This window comes from Schinkia acidoalkalinis (assembly GCF_054301215.1).
In genome coordinates this window covers 3,954,233-3,972,507 of record NZ_CP182573.1, presented here as the reverse complement: position 1 = coordinate 3,972,507, position 18,275 = coordinate 3,954,233, and the positions used below count along the sequence as shown (strand labels likewise).

The 18,275-nt window shown below is 37.7% G+C and carries 16 protein-coding genes; 5 read left to right on the top strand and 11 right to left on the bottom strand.

Going from position 1 to position 18,275, the window contains the following annotated elements:
• Positions 1 to 42 precede the first annotated feature (42 nt).
• The 10 genes from ACNQFZ_RS20245 to ACNQFZ_RS20200 form a co-directional block, all read right to left on the bottom strand.
• Positions 43 to 906 carry a hypothetical protein gene (locus ACNQFZ_RS20245; protein WP_458413096.1) on the bottom strand — a complete coding sequence of 288 codons (864 nt, stop codon included), beginning with the start codon at positions 904 to 906 and terminating at the stop codon, positions 43 to 45.
• 29 nt (positions 907 to 935) lie between these two features.
• Positions 936 to 3,173 carry a hydantoinase B/oxoprolinase family protein gene (locus ACNQFZ_RS20240; protein WP_458413095.1) on the bottom strand — a complete coding sequence of 746 codons (2,238 nt, stop codon included), beginning with the start codon at positions 3,171 to 3,173 and terminating at the stop codon, positions 936 to 938.
• A gap of 16 nt (positions 3,174 to 3,189) precedes the next feature.
• The gene (locus ACNQFZ_RS20235) at positions 3,190 to 5,382 is read right to left on the bottom strand and encodes a hydantoinase/oxoprolinase family protein (RefSeq protein WP_458413094.1); all 2,193 of its coding nucleotides are present in this window, start codon (positions 5,380 to 5,382) and stop codon (positions 3,190 to 3,192) included.
• Positions 5,379 to 5,732 carry an acetone carboxylase subunit gamma gene (locus ACNQFZ_RS20230; RefSeq protein WP_458413093.1) on the bottom strand — a complete coding sequence of 118 codons (354 nt, stop codon included), beginning with the start codon at positions 5,730 to 5,732 and terminating at the stop codon, positions 5,379 to 5,381. Before ACNQFZ_RS20230 ends, ACNQFZ_RS20235 begins: the two co-directional genes overlap by 4 nt.
• 3 nt (positions 5,733 to 5,735) lie before the next feature.
• On the bottom strand, positions 5,736 to 7,673 hold the full coding sequence (locus ACNQFZ_RS20225; protein WP_458413092.1) for a hydantoinase/oxoprolinase family protein: 1,938 nt from the start codon (positions 7,671 to 7,673) through the stop codon (positions 5,736 to 5,738).
• 308 nt (positions 7,674 to 7,981) lie between these two features.
• Positions 7,982 to 9,958 carry a sigma-54-dependent Fis family transcriptional regulator gene (locus tag ACNQFZ_RS20220; protein ID WP_458413091.1) on the bottom strand — a complete coding sequence of 659 codons (1,977 nt, stop codon included), beginning with the start codon at positions 9,956 to 9,958 and terminating at the stop codon, positions 7,982 to 7,984.
• A 424-nt stretch (positions 9,959 to 10,382) separates the two neighbouring features.
• Positions 10,383 to 10,625 carry a hypothetical protein gene (locus ACNQFZ_RS20215; RefSeq protein WP_458413090.1) on the bottom strand — a complete coding sequence of 81 codons (243 nt, stop codon included), beginning with the start codon at positions 10,623 to 10,625 and terminating at the stop codon, positions 10,383 to 10,385.
• A 110-nt stretch (positions 10,626 to 10,735) separates the two neighbouring features.
• On the bottom strand, positions 10,736 to 11,176 hold the full coding sequence (locus tag ACNQFZ_RS20210; protein ID WP_458413089.1) for a hypothetical protein: 441 nt from the start codon (positions 11,174 to 11,176) through the stop codon (positions 10,736 to 10,738).
• 324 nt (positions 11,177 to 11,500) lie between these two features.
• On the bottom strand, positions 11,501 to 11,854 hold the full coding sequence (locus tag ACNQFZ_RS20205) for a type II toxin-antitoxin system PemK/MazF family toxin (RefSeq protein WP_458413088.1): 354 nt from the start codon (positions 11,852 to 11,854) through the stop codon (positions 11,501 to 11,503).
• A complete protein-coding gene (locus tag ACNQFZ_RS20200) occupies positions 11,829 to 12,026 on the bottom strand; it encodes a DUF2281 domain-containing protein (RefSeq protein ID WP_458413087.1) in 198 nt (65 codons plus the stop codon). Before ACNQFZ_RS20200 ends, ACNQFZ_RS20205 begins: the two co-directional genes overlap by 26 nt.
• 389 nt (positions 12,027 to 12,415) lie before the next feature.
• On the opposite strand from ACNQFZ_RS20200, the gene ACNQFZ_RS20195 reads away from it, so the two are divergent.
• From ACNQFZ_RS20195 to ACNQFZ_RS20175, 5 genes are all read left to right on the top strand, one after another.
• The gene (locus ACNQFZ_RS20195) at positions 12,416 to 13,258 is read left to right on the top strand and encodes an SDR family oxidoreductase (protein ID WP_458413086.1); all 843 of its coding nucleotides are present in this window, start codon (positions 12,416 to 12,418) and stop codon (positions 13,256 to 13,258) included.
• A gap of 516 nt (positions 13,259 to 13,774) precedes the next feature.
• Complete coding sequence (locus tag ACNQFZ_RS20190) at positions 13,775 to 14,209, top strand: IS110 family transposase (RefSeq protein ID WP_458413085.1); 435 nt, start codon at positions 13,775 to 13,777, stop codon at positions 14,207 to 14,209.
• 60 nt (positions 14,210 to 14,269) lie between these two features.
• Positions 14,270 to 15,031, top strand: a complete 762-nt coding sequence (locus ACNQFZ_RS20185) for a transposase (protein ID WP_458413084.1) — start codon at positions 14,270 to 14,272, stop codon at positions 15,029 to 15,031.
• Positions 15,032 to 15,367: 336 nt separating this feature from the next.
• Positions 15,368 to 15,919, top strand: a complete 552-nt coding sequence (locus ACNQFZ_RS20180; RefSeq protein WP_458413083.1) for a hypothetical protein — start codon at positions 15,368 to 15,370, stop codon at positions 15,917 to 15,919.
• A 934-nt stretch (positions 15,920 to 16,853) separates the two neighbouring features.
• Positions 16,854 to 17,627, top strand: coding sequence for a hypothetical protein (locus ACNQFZ_RS20175; RefSeq protein ID WP_458413082.1), 774 nt, complete (start codon positions 16,854 to 16,856; stop codon positions 17,625 to 17,627).
• Positions 17,628 to 17,910: 283 nt separating this feature from the next.
• Here ACNQFZ_RS20175 and ACNQFZ_RS20170 read toward each other — a convergent pair whose 3' ends face one another.
• Positions 17,911 to 18,111 carry a hypothetical protein gene (locus tag ACNQFZ_RS20170; RefSeq protein WP_458413081.1) on the bottom strand — a complete coding sequence of 67 codons (201 nt, stop codon included), beginning with the start codon at positions 18,109 to 18,111 and terminating at the stop codon, positions 17,911 to 17,913.
• Positions 18,112 to 18,275: the final 164 nt, after the last annotated feature.

Here is an 18,275-nt window from a genome sequence, read left to right as displayed (position 1 = left end):
CCTCGTGACCATATTTGATCACGAGGATAGGAAACCATTAGACTACTCTCTAATACTCTTTAATTGGGCTAACACTGTTTCGGGGTCTGCGTTTTCTGGTACTTCACCATAGACTAATGTTGAATTTCCGGTATTGATCTGTTGGCCGGACCAAAATTGAGCATTTAATCCTCCACCAATCCTTTCATTTTCTTGTAAGAGGGGACTCAGTTCCGAAAAATCGCTCCCTTTTATTAGAAAGAAATCAAGGTCATTGGATTTATTAACATCTTTATGAGCTGTTCCATCGATAAGCAGTCCTGTAGACCACTGATAATGTCTAGCTATATTGATAACCGGCTTATATAGAGTGACCATCTCAGAAGAACGAACAGAAGATTGATCATCCTCTTCAAGTACAATCGTTGAAATTCCAAAGGACGAATAATCTCTTAAAAATTCAGCCAAATACATGGCAGCAGCCTCAATCTCATTTTCCCCTAGTGACGCCACTTCTTCAGGGCGTATCGTTGAATAAAGCCAGTTTAGCCATAATTGAGGAGACGGTACAACAAGAGCAATTGGCTTCGACCCATTGTATAGATTTACAAAACCTGATAACACATTCTTGATTACGCTCTTAGGCTCATCAGCAGCTACTATTTTTTTCAGGATAAAGGTCGTTTTTTTTCCAGTATAAGTCTGTATTAAATCCATATTATTGCTTAACCATGTTCGATAAAAATTGTGAATTGAAATACCTAGTACATCTGATTTAATCAAACTTTGCCCCTGACTAAAGATAGAGATATACGTATCTTCATTGCTCCATAAATTATTCCTACCCGCTGCAAACAGCCGGTTAGCATAATGAATGAAATCGATCCAAACAGCAGGTTTTGTTTTTGTACTATTCAAAAAATTCACTTCAGACTAAACCTCCTCTATCCATTTGCTTATTTATTAGATTTACGTAATGCAGCAAGTTCTTCTTCAAGTTCCTGAATGCGAACATCTCTTGGATTAGGAAGCCAAACAGCAGACAAGTTTCCTTCTTTCATAATATTAGTTGGAGATCCGGCATAGATGGTATCCTTTTCTTTCCATGATCCATAGAATGGAAGATTTTCCGGCGGTGCATCCGTTGTCCAGTTCTTAACAAATTCAGAATAAGGAACCCCTCGTTGCAAACGGTTTTCTCTTTCTTCTTTCCGTGCTGCTTCAGTCTTTTCAATATCTAGAGCCAACGTTTCTGGATTAAAGAAAACCTTGTAAATACGATTGGCTGTTTCTTCGGAAATAAGGTTTTCCTCAACATCTTTAATAACTAATTCCGGATCACGATCAAGGACATCTCCATATCCTCCGCCTGCACCTTGAGTAATGACATATAGTTCTCCTTCTTGCGCTAACTCAAATTGCAACCCACCATGATGTGTGGAGTATGTGGCGTTTTCAAATGGACGATTGTTCATGAGTTCCTCAAATGTATACACCATTTTTTCAGGGTTTTCTTTTAAAATTTCAAAAATATTAATACCTTTTATTTTTGCAAGCGGATAAGTCGGACAAGCATACCCACCAAAGATTCCATATGTTGAAGGATATTTTGATCCAATTGTCGTTGTCATAAAACCAAAGTAATCAGAATCCTTTTGCGTTACAATCATCTGATAACCCTGACCGCCGCGGTATTTTCCAAACCCTTGGTTATCTTTCAAAATTTGACGTGAAAGCTGGATAATTGGTACCTCTTCTTCAATGAATTCCTGCTCTCCCTGCTCCGCCATTGGGGCAAAGATTGGAGCAATTGAATGCTCACCATCAAGTCCATCACGTGCTCCTCCTGGCATACCATTTAAATCGGCACAAAGGTTTCCAACGACTTCCCCATGTTGGGTTACACCACCGTATATGATGGTCCGAATCATGTTATACCACGGAGCTATAAGATTTGTTGTTTTTTCCGGACTGTTATATAAAAATTTAGCAAGTGCAGCCTGAGTTACAGTAAAGGCTGGGAAGAACGTCATCATACTTTGAGCATTTGGTACATCAAATGATGCATTGTAAATTGAATGATCATCAATAATAAATTTCATTGGCGCTAGTACAGCCTGGTTTCTTGGCAAATCTGGCCAGACAAAGGAAAGGAATAATTGTGCAAGCATTCCCTTCATTGCACTAGTGACAGAATTGTTCGGCCTATTTGCAAATTCTGGAGAAGAACCACGGAAATCAAGCGTTAATTCATTTCCTTTTTTTGTTAATTCTAAATTTACTTTAATTAATAGATTCTCTCTTAGCGTACTGTCAGCAATACCCATCATTCGAACTTTTCCATCCGGCCATTGAGTTAAACGGCGCTGCACCTCTTCCACCGTATCATCCAACGTTTTTCTTAATACAGAAATGACAGCATCCACTCCGTATTCCTGAATCGTTTCTTGAATTCTTTGTTGGATTCGAAGAGCGGCATACAATTTAGCCTTCATATCTACTACCATCAACTTAGGTTCACGAACTGAGTTTTGGAAATAAGTAACAAGGTCCTTATAGAATTTGTAGTTTCTGCCAACTCGGATTGGTGAAATCGCTAACCCTTGGTCATAAACTTGTTCAGCTGCTGATGGCATTCCGCCAGGTTCAATCGCTCCATTTTCGCCTTCATGAACAACAGTTACAATCCAGGCAATAAGTTCGCCATTTTCAAATACCGGTAATATTAAGTTTTGATCTGTATTGTGTACCCCGCCATAACGGGCATCGTTATAATAGAAGATGTCCCCCGGTTCAACCCCAACTTCTGGATCATTTAACCAGTTGTCAACGATATACTTTACTCCATATTGCGTACACCCAGAAAAAATCAAAACCCCACCAGAGCTAACAATGGATAAATCACCGCTTGCCGTAAAAATACCACATACTAAATCCCCCCACTTAGCACCTGGGGCAGCCCCAATTTGTTCAAGCATTTCAAATGCCTCATTGGCTCCCGCTTGCATTTTACTTCGGGCAACACTTATGACTGAAGGGTCTGATACTTTTCTAATTGCATCTATTTCTCTTTGCGTTATTGGTTCTAGTTTGTGGTTTTGCATTAAGCTTGGCTCAGGACCAATAAATAGTGTGGTTTCCTTCAAAAACTGTTCAATGAGTTCTTTCTCACGGTTTGTTGCCTCAATTGCCATCCTGCACACTCCTTTATTATTTTATGGTGATTGATTTTTTAGAAGACTTCTGATCTTGCATGAAATCAGTGCTTGATATATTTTTCTTTGCATTTAGAATCCAAGCTGAGTTTTGTTCGCCCATTACTAATTTCCAGCCTGGTTCAATTAAATAGGTAGTACGAGGTGATTCGACCAAGGCAGGCCCCTCAATCACACAACCAGTTGTTAATGATTCTGTGCGATATACATTGGTTGGAACCGGCCCATCAATATCAACGAAATAGCAATCACGCGTACTCTGAGGCTTCGGTGTTACGACATCACCTTCAACAGGGCGCTTGAATTCAACCCGTTCAAGTTCAACAAAAGATGTGACACGAATCGTATTAATCCGAATACCAGCTTCAGGCTGTTGGCTTCCTTCTCCAAAACGTTCACCGTAATTTACACTGAAAGCTTTTATAAGCTCCAGCACTTCTTCGATGTTGGTCAGACGGTTAATTGGCGAAATAACAGATGTTTGTGTTAATTGATTTCCATAGCGCATATCAAGTTCCAGACGATGTTGGATCAACTCTTCATTGATTCCTTGGCGAAGCAATTCTTCTCGTCCTGCCTCTTCTAGTTCCGTAACAATAGCATTAAATTTTTCATAATCGTTAAATAATCTTCGAGTATTAGAATCATAAATATTCATAAATACTGATTTTTCATGGATATTGACTTGATTCATAATCCCTGCTCCTACTGCAGAAAAGATTGGTGAAAATGGCGGGATTAGAATTCTATCAATCTCTAGTACATTGGCGATGCTGCAGCAATGCAGCGGACCATTACCCCCGTATGCAAGAAGCGTAAAGTTTTTCGGATCATATCCTTTAACGCCAAGCTCTTTAAAAATGGCATGTGCCATATTTGTATCTACTTTCTTCTTCATCTGGCGGGCAGCCTCTACAACCGTTAAATCCATTTCATCACAGAGTGCTTCTTCGATTGCAAATTCAGAACGTTTCTTATTAAGAGAAATATGTCCTTCAGCATAGTATTCAGGATCCAAATAACCAAGGATAAGATCTGAATCAGTGACCGTTGGGTCTAATCCTCCCTGGTCAAAGCAAGCAGGGCCTGGTTCGGAGCCAGCACTTTGAGGACCAACTTCTATTTCTTTTAGAGTTTTATCATATCTTGCGATGGAACCGCCGCCTGCTCCGATAATTCCTAGATGAAGCATTGGTACACTAACAAGCCATCTATCTATGATAGGATTGAAATCATAGAAACGAATTCCTCCGCCAACGACAATACCAATATCACAGCTTGTGCCGCCCATATCCATTGCAACTAAATTACCAACATTAAATTCATCTGATAAATGTTCAGAAGCGTTGATACCAGCTGTAGGGCCCGAGTGTATGGTCTGAAGCGCATGGGTAGAGTTAAGCTGGGACATACCGCCAATATTGTGAACAACTAACATCGGCTTAGTGTAGCCGTATTCTTTTAATGTCATTTCAAGTGAACTTAAAGCATGGTACATTTGGTCATGTAGATAGGCATCTAAAATTGCTGAAGTAATCCGAACATATTCTCCCTTTCGTTCCGCAACCTGATGCGATAAAATAACTGGAATGGATCCTAACCTATGGGTGGGATATTCTTCCAAGATAATCTGTTCAACTTTTCTTTCATGAACAGGATTTACAACGGAATTCATTAATCCAACTACAAATGCCTGAGCGCCACGGTCTACTAGTAAACGTATTTGTTGACGTAAATGTTCTTCATCCAAATCCATAAAAACATTACCACTCGAATCAATACGTTCACGAACCCCAGCAATCATCTGTGCAGGAACAATTGGAACTGGGCGCTGACCAGCTGGTAAATCCATCTGCTCTCTTGGTGTTAATCCATCCCCATAACCTCTGCCGCGGCTAAGTGGTACCTGACTTTCGTAGCCGGCAGTTGTCAAGAGACCAATTTTAGGCCCTTTTCTCTCAAGCAAAGCATTCGTCCCAAGCGTGGTAGCATAACGTACAGAATCTAATTGGGATAGGACCGTTTGAATACTTTTTCCTAATTGTTTACATGCCTGCTCCAATGCATCCATAAATCCAAGCGCAAGATTATGGTGCGTTGTTAGCGCTTTCGTTTCAAGATAGATATCATCCCACACTAAGAAACAATCCGTAAATGTACCACCGATATCAACACTCACTTGTTTCATGCTTTCTGCCCCTCTCTCTTTACATAGCGTGCTTTTAGCGAATCTATATCAAATTCCATGTCATGGATTGGAGGATGTCCTGGCGGCAAGTATTCAACTTCCACCTGTGTTCCACAATTAGGACAATAATACTCTAGAATTTGGCACCAATCCGGATCTGGTGCAAATGTAAATTCATATAAATCAGGATTAATAATCGGTTTATGAATTTCTACTGGATTACGATTATAAACTAATAGGCCTTCCTTATAATTGCTCCTGGCTGAGATAATTTCGTTATTACATTTTCTACAACACCAAACCTCTTTTTCTAAATCGATGGCTAAATATTCCGTCATGTTCGTCTTCATTGATTAGTTCCTCCCTTCACAACTTAGAAAGATATCTCGATTTTCATTGATCTTGAACTGCCATCCCTCAAGAACTCGGCAGGTAAACAATTGATCCTCAATAATCGCAGGTCCCATGCCAGTTGTACCTGGTACCATTTCATCAAACTTATAAACTGGTACATTCATGTTTTTTCCGCCTTCATGAATAATCGATTGATATTGAGTTGTAGTCGGAGTGCTTACAGATGTAACTTTTTCAGTAGTAAGTTTATAATGTTCAATCGGCTTCACTACACGTAAATGGATTCGAGGATCGGTTCCATCTTTAATACCTTCTGGTACTTCTCCTTCCAGTAAATAAGGCTTTATGATATGTTCGCCATTTCGGATATAACTGATGCTTGACTCAACGTAACAATCAGCAAAATCAAACCCTTCTGCATACATATCCCGTTTAGAGCGCTCAAGCAATTGTGACAATTGTTCTTGAATGTCTGCTTTTGTTGCTTTAACAATAGCGGCCTGGTATTCATGAGCAACATCGCTAAAGCTAATACCAAAGGCACTAAAGATTGCTGCGAGTCGTGGAACGATCACCTCTTTAATACCTGCCTCACGCGCGACACCACATGCACTCATCGGTCCTGCGCCACCGAAGGCAAGTAGAACAGGCTCTTGAACCTGGTCTTTATATATTGCAAGACCCTTTGCAATTTTTTCTTCATAAGCCTTTTCCATTCTTAATAAAGCGTCTTCTAATGTGATCCCTAAAGGGTTGGCTATTTTTTCCAATATAGCAACCTTTGCTCTTTCTTCATCCAATACCATGTTCCCACCAAAATAGGAGCGTGAATCAAGGACACCCATCAGTAGGTAAGCATCTGTTATCGTTGGTTCTTCGCCTCCACGTGCGAAGCAAGCTGGTCCAGGTACTGCGCCAACACTTTCAGGCCCCACTTTAACCTTTCCATTCTCTACTTTAAAAATGGAACTGCCTCCAGCACCGATACTGATTAAATCACTTAAAGAAAATGACGTAGTAATATTTTCAATTCGGCCAAAGATATCTTCTTTAATTCTGTTTTGATGAACTAAACCAATATCGGACGTTGTTCCACCGATATCCAATGTTAAAAGTGCCGGTATATTATAGTGCTCGGCCAGTACCTTAGTTCCCTCCATGCCACCTCGAGGGCCGGACCCGTACGTTTTAATAGCTGTAGTTTTTGCAACCCTTGCTGAATTTCCATCATTGTGGAAAATAAGCATTGGATTTTTAGCACGATAATCGCGAAGGAAATTTTCAGCATTATATAGAAAACGTTCCATACCGGAGTGTAAAAAGGCATTGATTAAAGCCCCCCACGTTCTTCTACTATTATTTGGATCATCAACCAGTTCATGTGAAAATAGTACAGGAACCGCTCCAAGTAGATGGCGTGGGTATTTACTTAAAATGATTTTTTTGATTTTCTCCTCATCCTTCACTAAGAAAGGCCCACTTAAACTGACGACGATTCGATTCGCACCTTTTGAAAGAAGTTGATTTACAACCTCAACTACATGGTTTTCCAAGTCATAGTCCTCTAATTCTGAATTGACTCCAACTACTCGATCGTCCACCATCGCAGCAAACATTTCCTGCTCTTCTTCGTTTTGGGTTAAATAGGAATCATCAATGCCATCTCGTAAAATCAATCCTAAACGCGGGCCCTTTTTTTGCACGATGGCATTTGTACCAGCCGTTGTGGAATATCTAAGGTATTCTAATTCAGACAAAAGACGGCGAATATTCTCTTCTCCATAAAGTTCTTTTGACGCACTTTTAATTACTTCAACGAAACATTTTGTTAAATCATAGGGAGTTGTCAATGCTTTTGAACGTACTACTTGATCTTTATTGATAATACAGGCATCTGTAAAGGTACCACCATTATCAATGGTCATAAGTAAACCCATATTCATATCCCCTTTCCTTTTTCAATTTTAAATTTTAAGAAGGTACAAAAGTTTAAATACAGTTACTAAACATCTCCTGTATGCCTTATATTTATTGCAAGGATCGTGCCAAATTTTAAAATGGTATTATTTTTTTATAAAACCGGTATTTCAAGGGTTTCTGTTTCTCTTTTTTTGTTTTATCTTTCTCAATACTGTCACATTGAGAAAAAAACTGTTTCAGTGAGACAAAGTTTGAGAAAGTGAAAGAAATAAACAAAAAAATACGGCCCCCCTATTAAAGGGAACCGCATTTGCAATCATTTCATTTAATTGATATTTTCTTTCATTGTTTCCGTATCAATTTGATACTGTTTCAGTTTCCGATACATCGTTGCCCTAGAAATTCCAAGTCTAGTGGCAGCTTTGGCAATACTTCCAGACTCCTTAAGAATGGCATCAATCAATTTCTCTTTTTCTGATTCATTTGGATTTTCAATAACCTCCAATAGTTCCTGTGGAAGGTCATTTGGAAGCAAGATAGTTCCTTCCATGTTAAATAATGATTGTTCGATTACATTTTTTAATTCTCTTATATTACCCGGCCAAGAATATTGTTGAAGATATTCAAAGGTGTCTTGTGGGATTTCTATATTTGAAACACCAAACTGTGGGGAAAGCTGATCAACAAAGTGTTGAACTAAATGTGAAATATCTGAAATTCTTTCACGTAATGCAGGTAGTCTTAATTGAATTACTCGAAGCCTAAAGTAAAGATCTTCCCGAAACTCCCCTTTTCGGACGGCTGCTAATAAATTTTTATGAGTCGCTGCAATAACCCGGACATCAATTGGAATGGGCCTTGCACTTCCAATCCTTGTGACCGTTTTTTCTTCTAAAATTCTGAGCAAATGAATTTGAGCAGTTAATGGCATGTCTCCGATTTCATCAAGAAAAATGGTCCCACCATGAGCCATCTCAAACTTGCCCGGACTTCCTTTCCCCTTTGCACCTGTAAAAGCACCCGCTTCATACCCAAATAGTTCACTCTCAATTAAGTCCCGTGGTATGGCACCACAATTTATTGCAATAAATGGCTTTTCGTTTCTTTTACTTGCTTGATGAATGGCTTGTGCAAATACCTCTTTTCCTGTACCAGTTTCGCCGGAGAGGAATAAGGTAGAATCCAGCATAGCTGCCTTATTGGCATTTTTTACAACTTTTGTAAATGCAGGTGATGTTCCAATCATATTTGAAAAAGTATAGCGTGTAGTAGCATCTCTGCTTAATGGAGTAGAAGGATGATTATTCATTTTAAGTAAAGGCATTCTTTCACGGAACCGTAATACTGCGCCCAAAATAATATTATCAACTAATACTTGTTGAGCAGAGCAGATAAATGTATGCTTTTTCGAAGATAACATAATTTTTTCTTCCACAAGTCTATTATTTTCAGAAAGGACATCATCTACTACTTTATTTAGTTCAGGCCATTCTTCAATATATGTAAATTGACTAGACTGCAACAAGGTTTTCATTTTCTGATTGACTTGTAGTATTTGTTTTTTTGCATCAATTATGATAACACCATCATCACAAGTATCAAATGTGGTTCGCAAAAATGGATTACTTTCTAAGGTACTCAGATAGAAACTACCTCCAATTATTTTTGATATTTTTTGTGATTTTGAGATGGCTAGACTCAATGTATGGTGGTTTACGTTTTTCCATTTACCCGAAATGTCCAAAACCCCTAATAACTCTTTTGTTAAAGGGTGAATAATTGGGGCGGCCGCACAAACCCAATCCTGCCATCCGCTGCAAAAATGCTCTGAAAAAAGAATCTGTTCGGGCTTCCGACTTTTAATCACAGTCCCAACTGCATTTGTGCCACCTATTTCCTCACTCCAAATAGCGCCAGGCATGAAATGAATTTTCCTGCCCTCTTTTAATATCTGTTGGTCACCATACATTTCTAATAATAATCCATTATGATCACTTATAGTTATGATGGTTTCAGTCCCGGAGACTAAATCCTCCAAATATTGCAAATCCGGTCGAGCAATCGAAAGTAATCTTTCATTTTTACTTTTATTATCAACGAGATCACTGTCCTTAACAATTTGTTCAATTTGGCGTTTATAGGGGTTAACTCCGAAGTCTTTTGAACGGTCCCAGGAATGAAGGATTTCCGAACGAATTTTTTTTGAAACTTGACCGTTTTCAAGAAATAAAGCCCATTCATTTTTCACCATCGAACTAAAATCACTATATTCATACGTAGACATTTTTGGGTCCCGGGCCATTGAATCCCTCCATAGAACATTAAATTAAATGAATTTCTACAAACTCCCTCTTACAGTGATTTTTTTACAGTATAGTTTAGAATATTTTAATTATTGTGAATATTCTATCGTCAATATACTTAATCATATAAAATTCATTTTATGTTGTAAAGGGATTGTTTTAAAAAATGAATCGACAAGTGCCTGTGCACTTGTCGATTTTATTACTATTTTTCTAGGTTATTTTGTACCTTCATAGCTATGATTCTATCCAATTTTACTTCATTACAACAAATTCTGAGCAAAGTTGAATTAAGGATTTTTCAGGACAACAAGAGCGTACAAACTTCCTCCTATATTGGCTGCTCCATGAATATCCCGAAGCACCAAAAGAATTACCAAATCGCCTGTAAAGCAACCCATTCGTTAAAGATTTGTTTCTTGCCTAATCCTTTTTTAAATATATGACATTATCGCTTTTTACCACTTTAAAAATTAAATCATCCTCAACACTAAGTACAGAAGCAGAGGCTACTCCCGTATTATTTTCACTTGAAAAATAGATCCCGAATCCATTATTTTCAGGGTATCCATACAAATAACAAACCACTTTTCCATCCTTAATAAAAACAATTTGGTCCATCCCTTCACTTACCGTTTCGCTGATATTATCCCATTTATACCCCACAGTTTCATATATCGTATCTTTTGCTGTATATGGGTCAAAAGAGTACGCTACATCCCATTCAAATGGGGTTACATTTGATAAATTTACCGTATCAACAGATTCACCAATGGTTAATAAACTTCTTGTTTCATCGCTGCCGCATTAATATCCCATGAATAGTAATCTTTCTGTTTCATGGTTTTAAACAAACAATCTAAGAATGAGTAGCCTAAAAAGGGTTTTTCCCTGGTTTGTATTTCAAACGTAACTTCCCTTACTTTCTTACTCTTATGTTCCAGCTTTTGATTTTCTTTTTCCATTCTTTTTAAATAGGCTTTATGTTGTGCTGCGTTCATTTTATGGATGTTTTCATGGAGGATATCCATCACTTCTTTTTGTAATGGCTGTAGTTGTCTTTCTTGATGTAAGGCGGTGTATACTTGTCGAATGAAGAAATTCGTTGTGTTGTATAAGTTATTACTTTTCAAACAAAGATCATCAAAATACGGATACAATTTATGACCCTTTTTAACGTTAATCTGATAAGTGCGATATTCCTTTTCCGAGTCCATTGTGTTTTTCACCTCGCTTTCATAGCTATATTTTACCATCAGGAATGTATGTTCGTCTATTATTTTTATTTAAAAGGATAAAGCCCATTCATCCCACGACTTAAGTCACGGGTGTTCTGGGCTAGTTCATAAAAGTAATAAAATAATTAACTTTTATTAGTATTTCCCAAAATACTCTCTTTTTTCGGTAGCATTCCCGTAGAAAAACGTTAATCCATCTTCGATTAACTCTACCCGTTACCTTAAGTGAAGTTTTTCACATAATTACATTTAAAAATCTATATATACTAAAAAAGGACTGCTTGTCAGCCCTTTTTTCAATATTTATTTAAACAATTCAACTAATTTTGTCCGAACACCCTCCAAAACTTCAGGGTGAACTTTTCCAAATTTTTTTCTGACAATATCTTTTGAAAGTGTGTAAACTTTATCCGCTCGAACTACCGAAGTAACTTTAAGTTCACCCTCACTTAAATCTTTTGATTCTATAACTACAGAATAATCAAGATCCTTTAATTGTGAAGTAATTGCAACTACAACTAGATCTTCCGTTATTTTGTTATAGTTATCATTCGAAATAACAAGTACTGGCCGTTGCTTTTTATTTGTTAAATCACTGTATGGAACAGGAACTAGAACAATATCACCCTGCTTATATATTATTCCAAACCTCATCATCGATATCATTATCCCAAAAATCAAGACTACTTTCACTTGCCTTCATTAAATCCTTAGATAAGCTTTTTTCCTGTTTCGCTTTTAAAAATTCTGCAAAATCCAAAATTTTATCTACTTCTTGTTCTGGTATTTCTTCAATAATTTTAAGTAAACGTTCTTTTGCTGTATTCATGTTGACAATCACCTCTTCCATGAATAGTTTATATAATTATATCACCTAAAATTTCTTGAAACTACTTAAAACAATTTATAATTACTATCGGTGAAACGTCCAGTAAATCTGTTGGTTAATACATTGGTGCAACAAATAGAGCGTCAATCCTTCTTGAATCAACGCCCTCGTTTGTTTTAGTACATTCCTTCACAATCTTACGCTCCCTGTTTGAATTCCTTAATTATTTACTCTAAGATCGCCTGTTTATTTCACCTTCTTGAAGGAATTTCTCTTCCCTTCCTCTATTTATTCTCATTATTAAAGGGTATATTCCCCAAATGATAATCATAACTTATATCAAAAATTTAATTTCATTCTATAGGAAAATGCCGAGAGGAGTGTATGTAATGGGTTTCCCGCCTAAGCAACAAAGTAAACCTGGCATTGAATCATTAATGACACCCAGACCTATATTTGATAACCCCAATTATAAACCAGCTGGTAAACTTTTGAATAAGGTGGCTCTTATAACTGGTGGGGATAGTGGAATTGGGAGAGCTGTAGCTGTAGCCTTCGCCAAAGAAGGAGCAGACATTGCAATCTCATACCTAAATGAACACAGAGATGCAAACGAGACGATGTTCTATGTCAACAAGTATGGACGTCGATGCATCATCATTCCTGGCGATATTGGATATGAGCAGCCACGCGAACAAGTTGTATCGCAGACGATACACCATTTTGGTCATATTGACATTCTCGTGAATAATGCCGGTGTATTATATGTAAAGAACAGTCTGCTAGAGGTGGATTCGAAGCAACGAGCAAGTACTTTTCACACAAATGTATTTTCTCAGTTTATTTTAACGAAAGCTGCATTACCCTACATGGCTCCAGGGAGCTCTATAATAAATACAACCTCTATTAGTGCCTATCTAGGAACTCAGGATTCAATTGACTACTCTGCATCAAAAGGAGCCATTGTTTCATTTACACGTTCGTTGTCATTGTCACTGGCATCTCAAGGGATTCGAGTCAATGGTGTGGCTCCTGGACCAATTTGGACTCCATTAATTCCATCTTCCTTACCTCCTGAACAGATTGCCACATTTGGGGACAATGTTCCCATAAAGAGAGCCGGTCAGCCGTTTGAAGTGGCAACTGCTTATGTATTCTTGGCCTCCGATGATGCATCTTACATATCAGGGCAAATACTACACGTGAATGGTGGACAAATTGTAAACGGTTAAACTCATCCAATTCGGATTAGTGCCCCAGAGGAGATGCTTCCGATAATCGCCGGCATGATAAGGAGCAATTCGCCAGTCGTTGGTTTCGTTCTTCACATGATCATCAGTTTGATGTTTGGTGTTATATTCACAATCTTTGCAAATATGGTGAGAAGGAATACAAAGGCAGGCGGGGTCCTTTATGGCATTATCCTTTGGTTACACTGATTCCCTTTCATTTTAACCTCCATTCCGCCGTTATCGCTTGCGGCACAAATAGTAATGAAAATGATGTTCGGAAACACCACTTTTTGTTATGATTAAATTAAGGAGAAGATACACTACAAAGCACGGTAAGGTGAGTCGTAGATTACTTCTCAGTTTAAAACAGTATTTTAACCAGTGTAGGAATCATCTTTCAAGCACAAATAAGTGGTTCTATTAGACCGCACGCTAATCATTGTTATTAACGCTTCGTTAAATGTGTGATGGTTCAGTCAATGTCTTTCTCCTCACTTTTGAAAGGAGGATTGTGCCATGAAAGTTGTTTATCCCACTTGTTGTGGCGTTGATGTGCATAAGACTTTTCTCGTTGCCACACTCATTACTTCACAGGGGATTACTCCCCACTATTCCAAAAAAAGATTCTCCACTTTTAACAACTCTATTCTTCAATTCAAGCAATGGCTCATTGACAACAATTGCTTTGACGTGTGTATGGAATCCACCGGAAAGTATTGGGTTCCCGTCTATAACCTTTTGGAGGATGCCATCCATATCACTATTGCCAACCCCAAATGGGTAAAGGCTATAAAAGGAAATAAGGATGACAAAAAAGATTCTAAATGGATTGGCGACCTTTTCCGTCTTGGTTTAGTCCCAGGAAGTTATATACCTGATAAACCGATCCGTATTCTCCGTGAATACACTCGTTACCGTTATAAGCTGGTTTCTACTAGAAGCAGCGAATAGAACCGTTTTCAAAATGCTTTCACCGTCTGTAATGTAGCCCTTGACGCTGTCGTATCGGACATGTTTGGCAAATCTGCCACTTCCGTCACGGACTATCTGATTTCCACTGATACCTTTGATCCGGAATACTGTTCTTCCTTACTCCAAGGAAAATTGAAGAAAAAAACAGATTTCGTGATTGAATCTATTGAAGGATATCAAATAACTCAGTCACAAAAAGAGCGTATGACAATGGTTCGTTCCCACCTTGACTACGTAACGAATGCCATTGCCCAACTAGATGAAAAACTTGATGAGTTGGTCAAACCTTATGAAGGTGCTATTAATCTTCTCTGTACCGTTCCGGGAGTTAACAGAACATCAGCCATCACCATTCTCTCCGAGATTGGTATAGATATGTCTCAATTTTCTCACTCTAAGCGTTTATGTTGTTGGGCAGGATTAACTCCTGGCAATAATGAATCTGCCGGTAAGAAGAAATCTGTCCGTATTACACGTGCCGGTGTCTACCTTAAACCTGCATTGGTACAAGTTGCCCATGCAGCCGTGAAATCGGATAAGTCTCCTTACTACAAAATCAAGTACGAACGCATTTATAAAAGGAGAGGAAAGAAAAGAGCCATTATCGCGATTGCAAGGATGATACTCACTGCCATTTACAATATGTTTGTTACTGGCGAAGTATGGAATCCAAGCGATTTGTATAAAATTGATATGCCACAAGAAATAGTTGACAAGCAAAAGCAAAAAGCTATAAAACAAGCCGCAAAACTTCTAATTTCCCTTGGCTTAATTAAAGACACTGATATTTCTGTGGCCTAACCAAAGTTCTTTTTTTAAGATCTTTAAAGAGCTTGGTTAAGTGCGCCCTTTTTTCCTTCTAGCCATATTTTCTTCACGCTAATACCTATGCTGATGGGCCACTCTGAAATGACATTTCATTTAAATATTCAGGCAGCATGATGAGTATGCTGACCGTATCATCTACGGATTGATCACTGGTATTGTTTATAAAGTAATTGCAAAATAAAAATCATTAATGATTTTTATTGTTCATTTGTCGCCTTTCGAACTTCCGTGGGGCTTTTTCATTGTAACCTTAGGTATCTGAACCGAATATGATAGGGTGTAATAAACCCATCACAGGAGGGAATTCTAATGTATACAGGAAATTATAGAGATTGGCCGCAATATTACAGGATTCATCCGGCTATCGACCAAATTTTAGCTAGTTGGTCCGAACCTCAAAAAATTGTTGTTCATAAGCTAGTCAATAAATACGGGCTACCAAACGAAACTAGTTCAAGAAGACTTATTTGGCATCATAATGGTCCGTGGAAACGAACTATCGTTTCTCTTGATACTGTACCGCACAACTTCCCTACTCCCCATCTTGATTTTTTGAAACAGACCATTGATTACAAGGTGCCTGTTGAACTTTTTGATAAAGTTGCACAATTTGATGGAAGTGTTTATCCTGACCGAACGAGCGGCGAAGCTTCGGCGAAATGCGACAAAGAAGAAACGAATTTTCTAGCATTGAATATGTTAAATGAGATTGTTACTGGAAAGCGTACCGTGGAAGAAGCAAAACGCTTTTTTGCCGAAACGGCCATAAAATTTCATCAAGGTATATCTTCACCTTATATCGAAAAATTCCTTTTCCCAAAGCAAACACATACTGCCGATCCCGATGTGCGTTATTTCTGAGCCTCCTGGAGTTCTCAAAAAAACTATGGGGCTGTCTCAAAAGCAATTAACAGACAATCCCGTACGCTGATTTCGAAAAAGGGCTTTACTTTTACTCAAGTAAAACCGGTGCAGTTCAATAATGAAAAAAATTTAATAATATTAAAAACATAATACTTAGGCTTAATAGCAAAAAAGCCTTTAATCTCATGCTCTTGAACTCGATTAAGTTCAATCGTTCTATCTGTCACACCTTGAACCGAACCTTGTACGTTTTGGTGTAACTCGGTTCAAATACCGGTTTAGACATTAATCTCAACATTGACGGTAGACAGTTCGCAAGGATTGTTAACCATATCTTGACAAAGAGGAAAAACGTCTTGGGTTCATCGTACGTTCAAAGTCAATCTAATCGAAATCAGGGGGATTCCCTTCAGGATGTCTCCTTTTTTGTACATATAAATGTTTGTCGTATTACCGAAAGCGTCTAGGATGAAATTAACTTTTGGCTCTCGGGCATTGGCATCTTGATTCGCCGTTTAACATCATTATCGAAGGAATTTAGATAAACGTTGGAAATCGTTCAACCAATTCTTCCTTTCCCTATCCTGCTTCGTTACTTTAAGTGTAATACTTCACATACTTTTTGTAGATTAAGAAAAACCTCGATGTCTTCACAAGACTATACTCTTTGGTTAATGGTTGACCGGTATATCTTTATTTATTATCAACATGTAAAATCCAGATATTTCATTAGTCCGTTAAGCAACAAATTATTGTCATTCTCCATAATTTAATATCGATGTCCATTGAATTTATCCTGTATCAAATCAATAATTTACGCTCCTTTTTTCAACCTTTTCATCTAAGAATCATTCTATTAAATCAAGAAAAACAAAGGATAGGATAAGAATTTTTTTATCTTACAATCACATAATACTTTTGAGGTGCTAACATGAATATTACTCAAAATTGTTTAGTAAAAATCCTAATTTTATTTTTATTAAATTATTTAATTACTCCATTATTAGATGTGGAAGCAGCTACTGATCCACAAGTTATAAAAAAATTAGAAAAAGAGAACACAGAGTTAAAAGAACAGATAGAGCAACTAAAACACCGACTTAAGAAGCTGGAACCACCAAAACCCGTAACTATTCAAGACCCACCGTGGGGAAAGCTATCATTCCCATCAAAGGTAGAGCCAGCTGCAGAGATCATTCATAATGGAACAAAAATCCCTTACGATGTAATAGTAGATAAGCCAGAATATATAAGACCAGCTTATGAAAATCATTGGCACAGTACAATTAGTGGTGGTAGATGGAGTCATGTACCAACTCGGATCCATTATGCCCTTCATCGTTTGTTTACTAACTATGACATAGGGTTATCTGGCTGGTATGATTTTGAGCACAATCTTGGTCTTTCCATTCCAATGTTCCAGGATAAAAAAGCACTTGATTTGTATATTGTTGCTTATCAAACGGAAGTAATTGATGTATATACAAAAGGAAATCAAGTTGTGGTTGTTGGCAATCCAAAAAGAAATGGTGTACAGGTAATTACTATCACAACAGCAGATATAAAGCCTTCAGATACCGGGGAAAATATTCTTGTTCAATTAGCAACTCAAAAGGGTCATGAAATCGATTATTCCATTATTTCATACGTCCAGCCAGGTTTTTGGGCAAAACAATTAGAAAAGTTAAAGGAACATGAACGTTAGAGGCGCTTTTAAGCGTCTTTTTTATAAGGGTTTATGCTCCTGCAAGATAAAGTATTCATTTTGTCTAATATTTTTCCACCATGTTAATCCACCTAAAGTTGGAACTGCTGTTCCTTGCCTAGCTCTTGTCAATTATAAAAGACAAGTACAGTGAAAAAGCCCCCAATTGGGTGCTTTTTCTTGTTTATAATGAGTCTCAGCAAATTTCATTCATCATTTCGTTTTCAATATATGCTCATTGAATCTGATAAATCGTTCTAGAACAATATTTAAATCAAAAAAATTATTCATCTTCACGTATCCAACGCCCAACTGCCCCACACTTAGGACACTGCACTTTTGTAATATTCGATGCTGTATTGATTCCTATTGCCGCCGTTGCTCCGCCCTTTTTCTTATTTCCAAAAATTGCACCAATGTTGTAAAGCGCCGCTTCTCCAAATGACATATAATACCCACAATTTGAACATTTTTGTCCTTTCATTATTTACCTCTCACCTTCAGATTAGATTTAGCCTATTGTAAATCTCCAAAACTGAATCAAAAGCAGACAAGGACAGCAAACTTATCCTTTAAGATTCATATAAATTTGTCTATATAGAATACATTCCTTATATTTATAAATATTCCTTGTGTAGATTTTGTTAC

What these genes read in the sequence shown, in the direction of transcription:
- ACNQFZ_RS20235 (WP_458413094.1), bottom strand. Translation starts at nt 5,382, where the DNA reads ATGAAACAAGTGAGTGTTGATATCGGTGGTACATTTACGGATTGTTTC.
- ACNQFZ_RS20195 (WP_458413086.1), top strand. Translation starts at nt 12,416, where the DNA reads ATGGGTTTCCCGCCTAAGCAACAAAGTAAACCTGGCATTGAATCATTA.
- ACNQFZ_RS20240 (WP_458413095.1), bottom strand. Translation starts at nt 3,173, where the DNA reads ATGGCAATTGAGGCAACAAACCGTGAGAAAGAACTCATTGAACAGTTT.
- ACNQFZ_RS20220 (WP_458413091.1), bottom strand. Translation starts at nt 9,958, where the DNA reads ATGGCCCGGGACCCAAAAATGTCTACGTATGAATATAGTGATTTTAGT.
- ACNQFZ_RS20205 (WP_458413088.1), bottom strand. Translation starts at nt 11,854, where the DNA reads ATGATGAGGTTTGGAATAATATATAAGCAGGGTGATATTGTTCTAGTT.
- ACNQFZ_RS20225 (WP_458413092.1), bottom strand. Translation starts at nt 7,673, where the DNA reads ATGGGTTTACTTATGACCATTGATAATGGTGGTACCTTTACAGATGCC.
- ACNQFZ_RS20180 (WP_458413083.1), top strand. Translation starts at nt 15,368, where the DNA reads ATGTATACAGGAAATTATAGAGATTGGCCGCAATATTACAGGATTCAT.
- ACNQFZ_RS20190 (WP_458413085.1), top strand. Translation starts at nt 13,775, where the DNA reads ATGAAAGTTGTTTATCCCACTTGTTGTGGCGTTGATGTGCATAAGACT.
- ACNQFZ_RS20200 (WP_458413087.1), bottom strand. Translation starts at nt 12,026, where the DNA reads ATGAATACAGCAAAAGAACGTTTACTTAAAATTATTGAAGAAATACCA.
- ACNQFZ_RS20230 (WP_458413093.1), bottom strand. Translation starts at nt 5,732, where the DNA reads ATGAAGACGAACATGACGGAATATTTAGCCATCGATTTAGAAAAAGAG.
- ACNQFZ_RS20185 (WP_458413084.1), top strand. Translation starts at nt 14,270, where the DNA reads ATGTTTGGCAAATCTGCCACTTCCGTCACGGACTATCTGATTTCCACT.
- ACNQFZ_RS20175 (WP_458413082.1), top strand. Translation starts at nt 16,854, where the DNA reads ATGAATATTACTCAAAATTGTTTAGTAAAAATCCTAATTTTATTTTTA.
- ACNQFZ_RS20210 (WP_458413089.1), bottom strand. Translation starts at nt 11,176, where the DNA reads ATGGACTCGGAAAAGGAATATCGCACTTATCAGATTAACGTTAAAAAG.
- ACNQFZ_RS20170 (WP_458413081.1), bottom strand. Translation starts at nt 18,111, where the DNA reads ATGAAAGGACAAAAATGTTCAAATTGTGGGTATTATATGTCATTTGGA.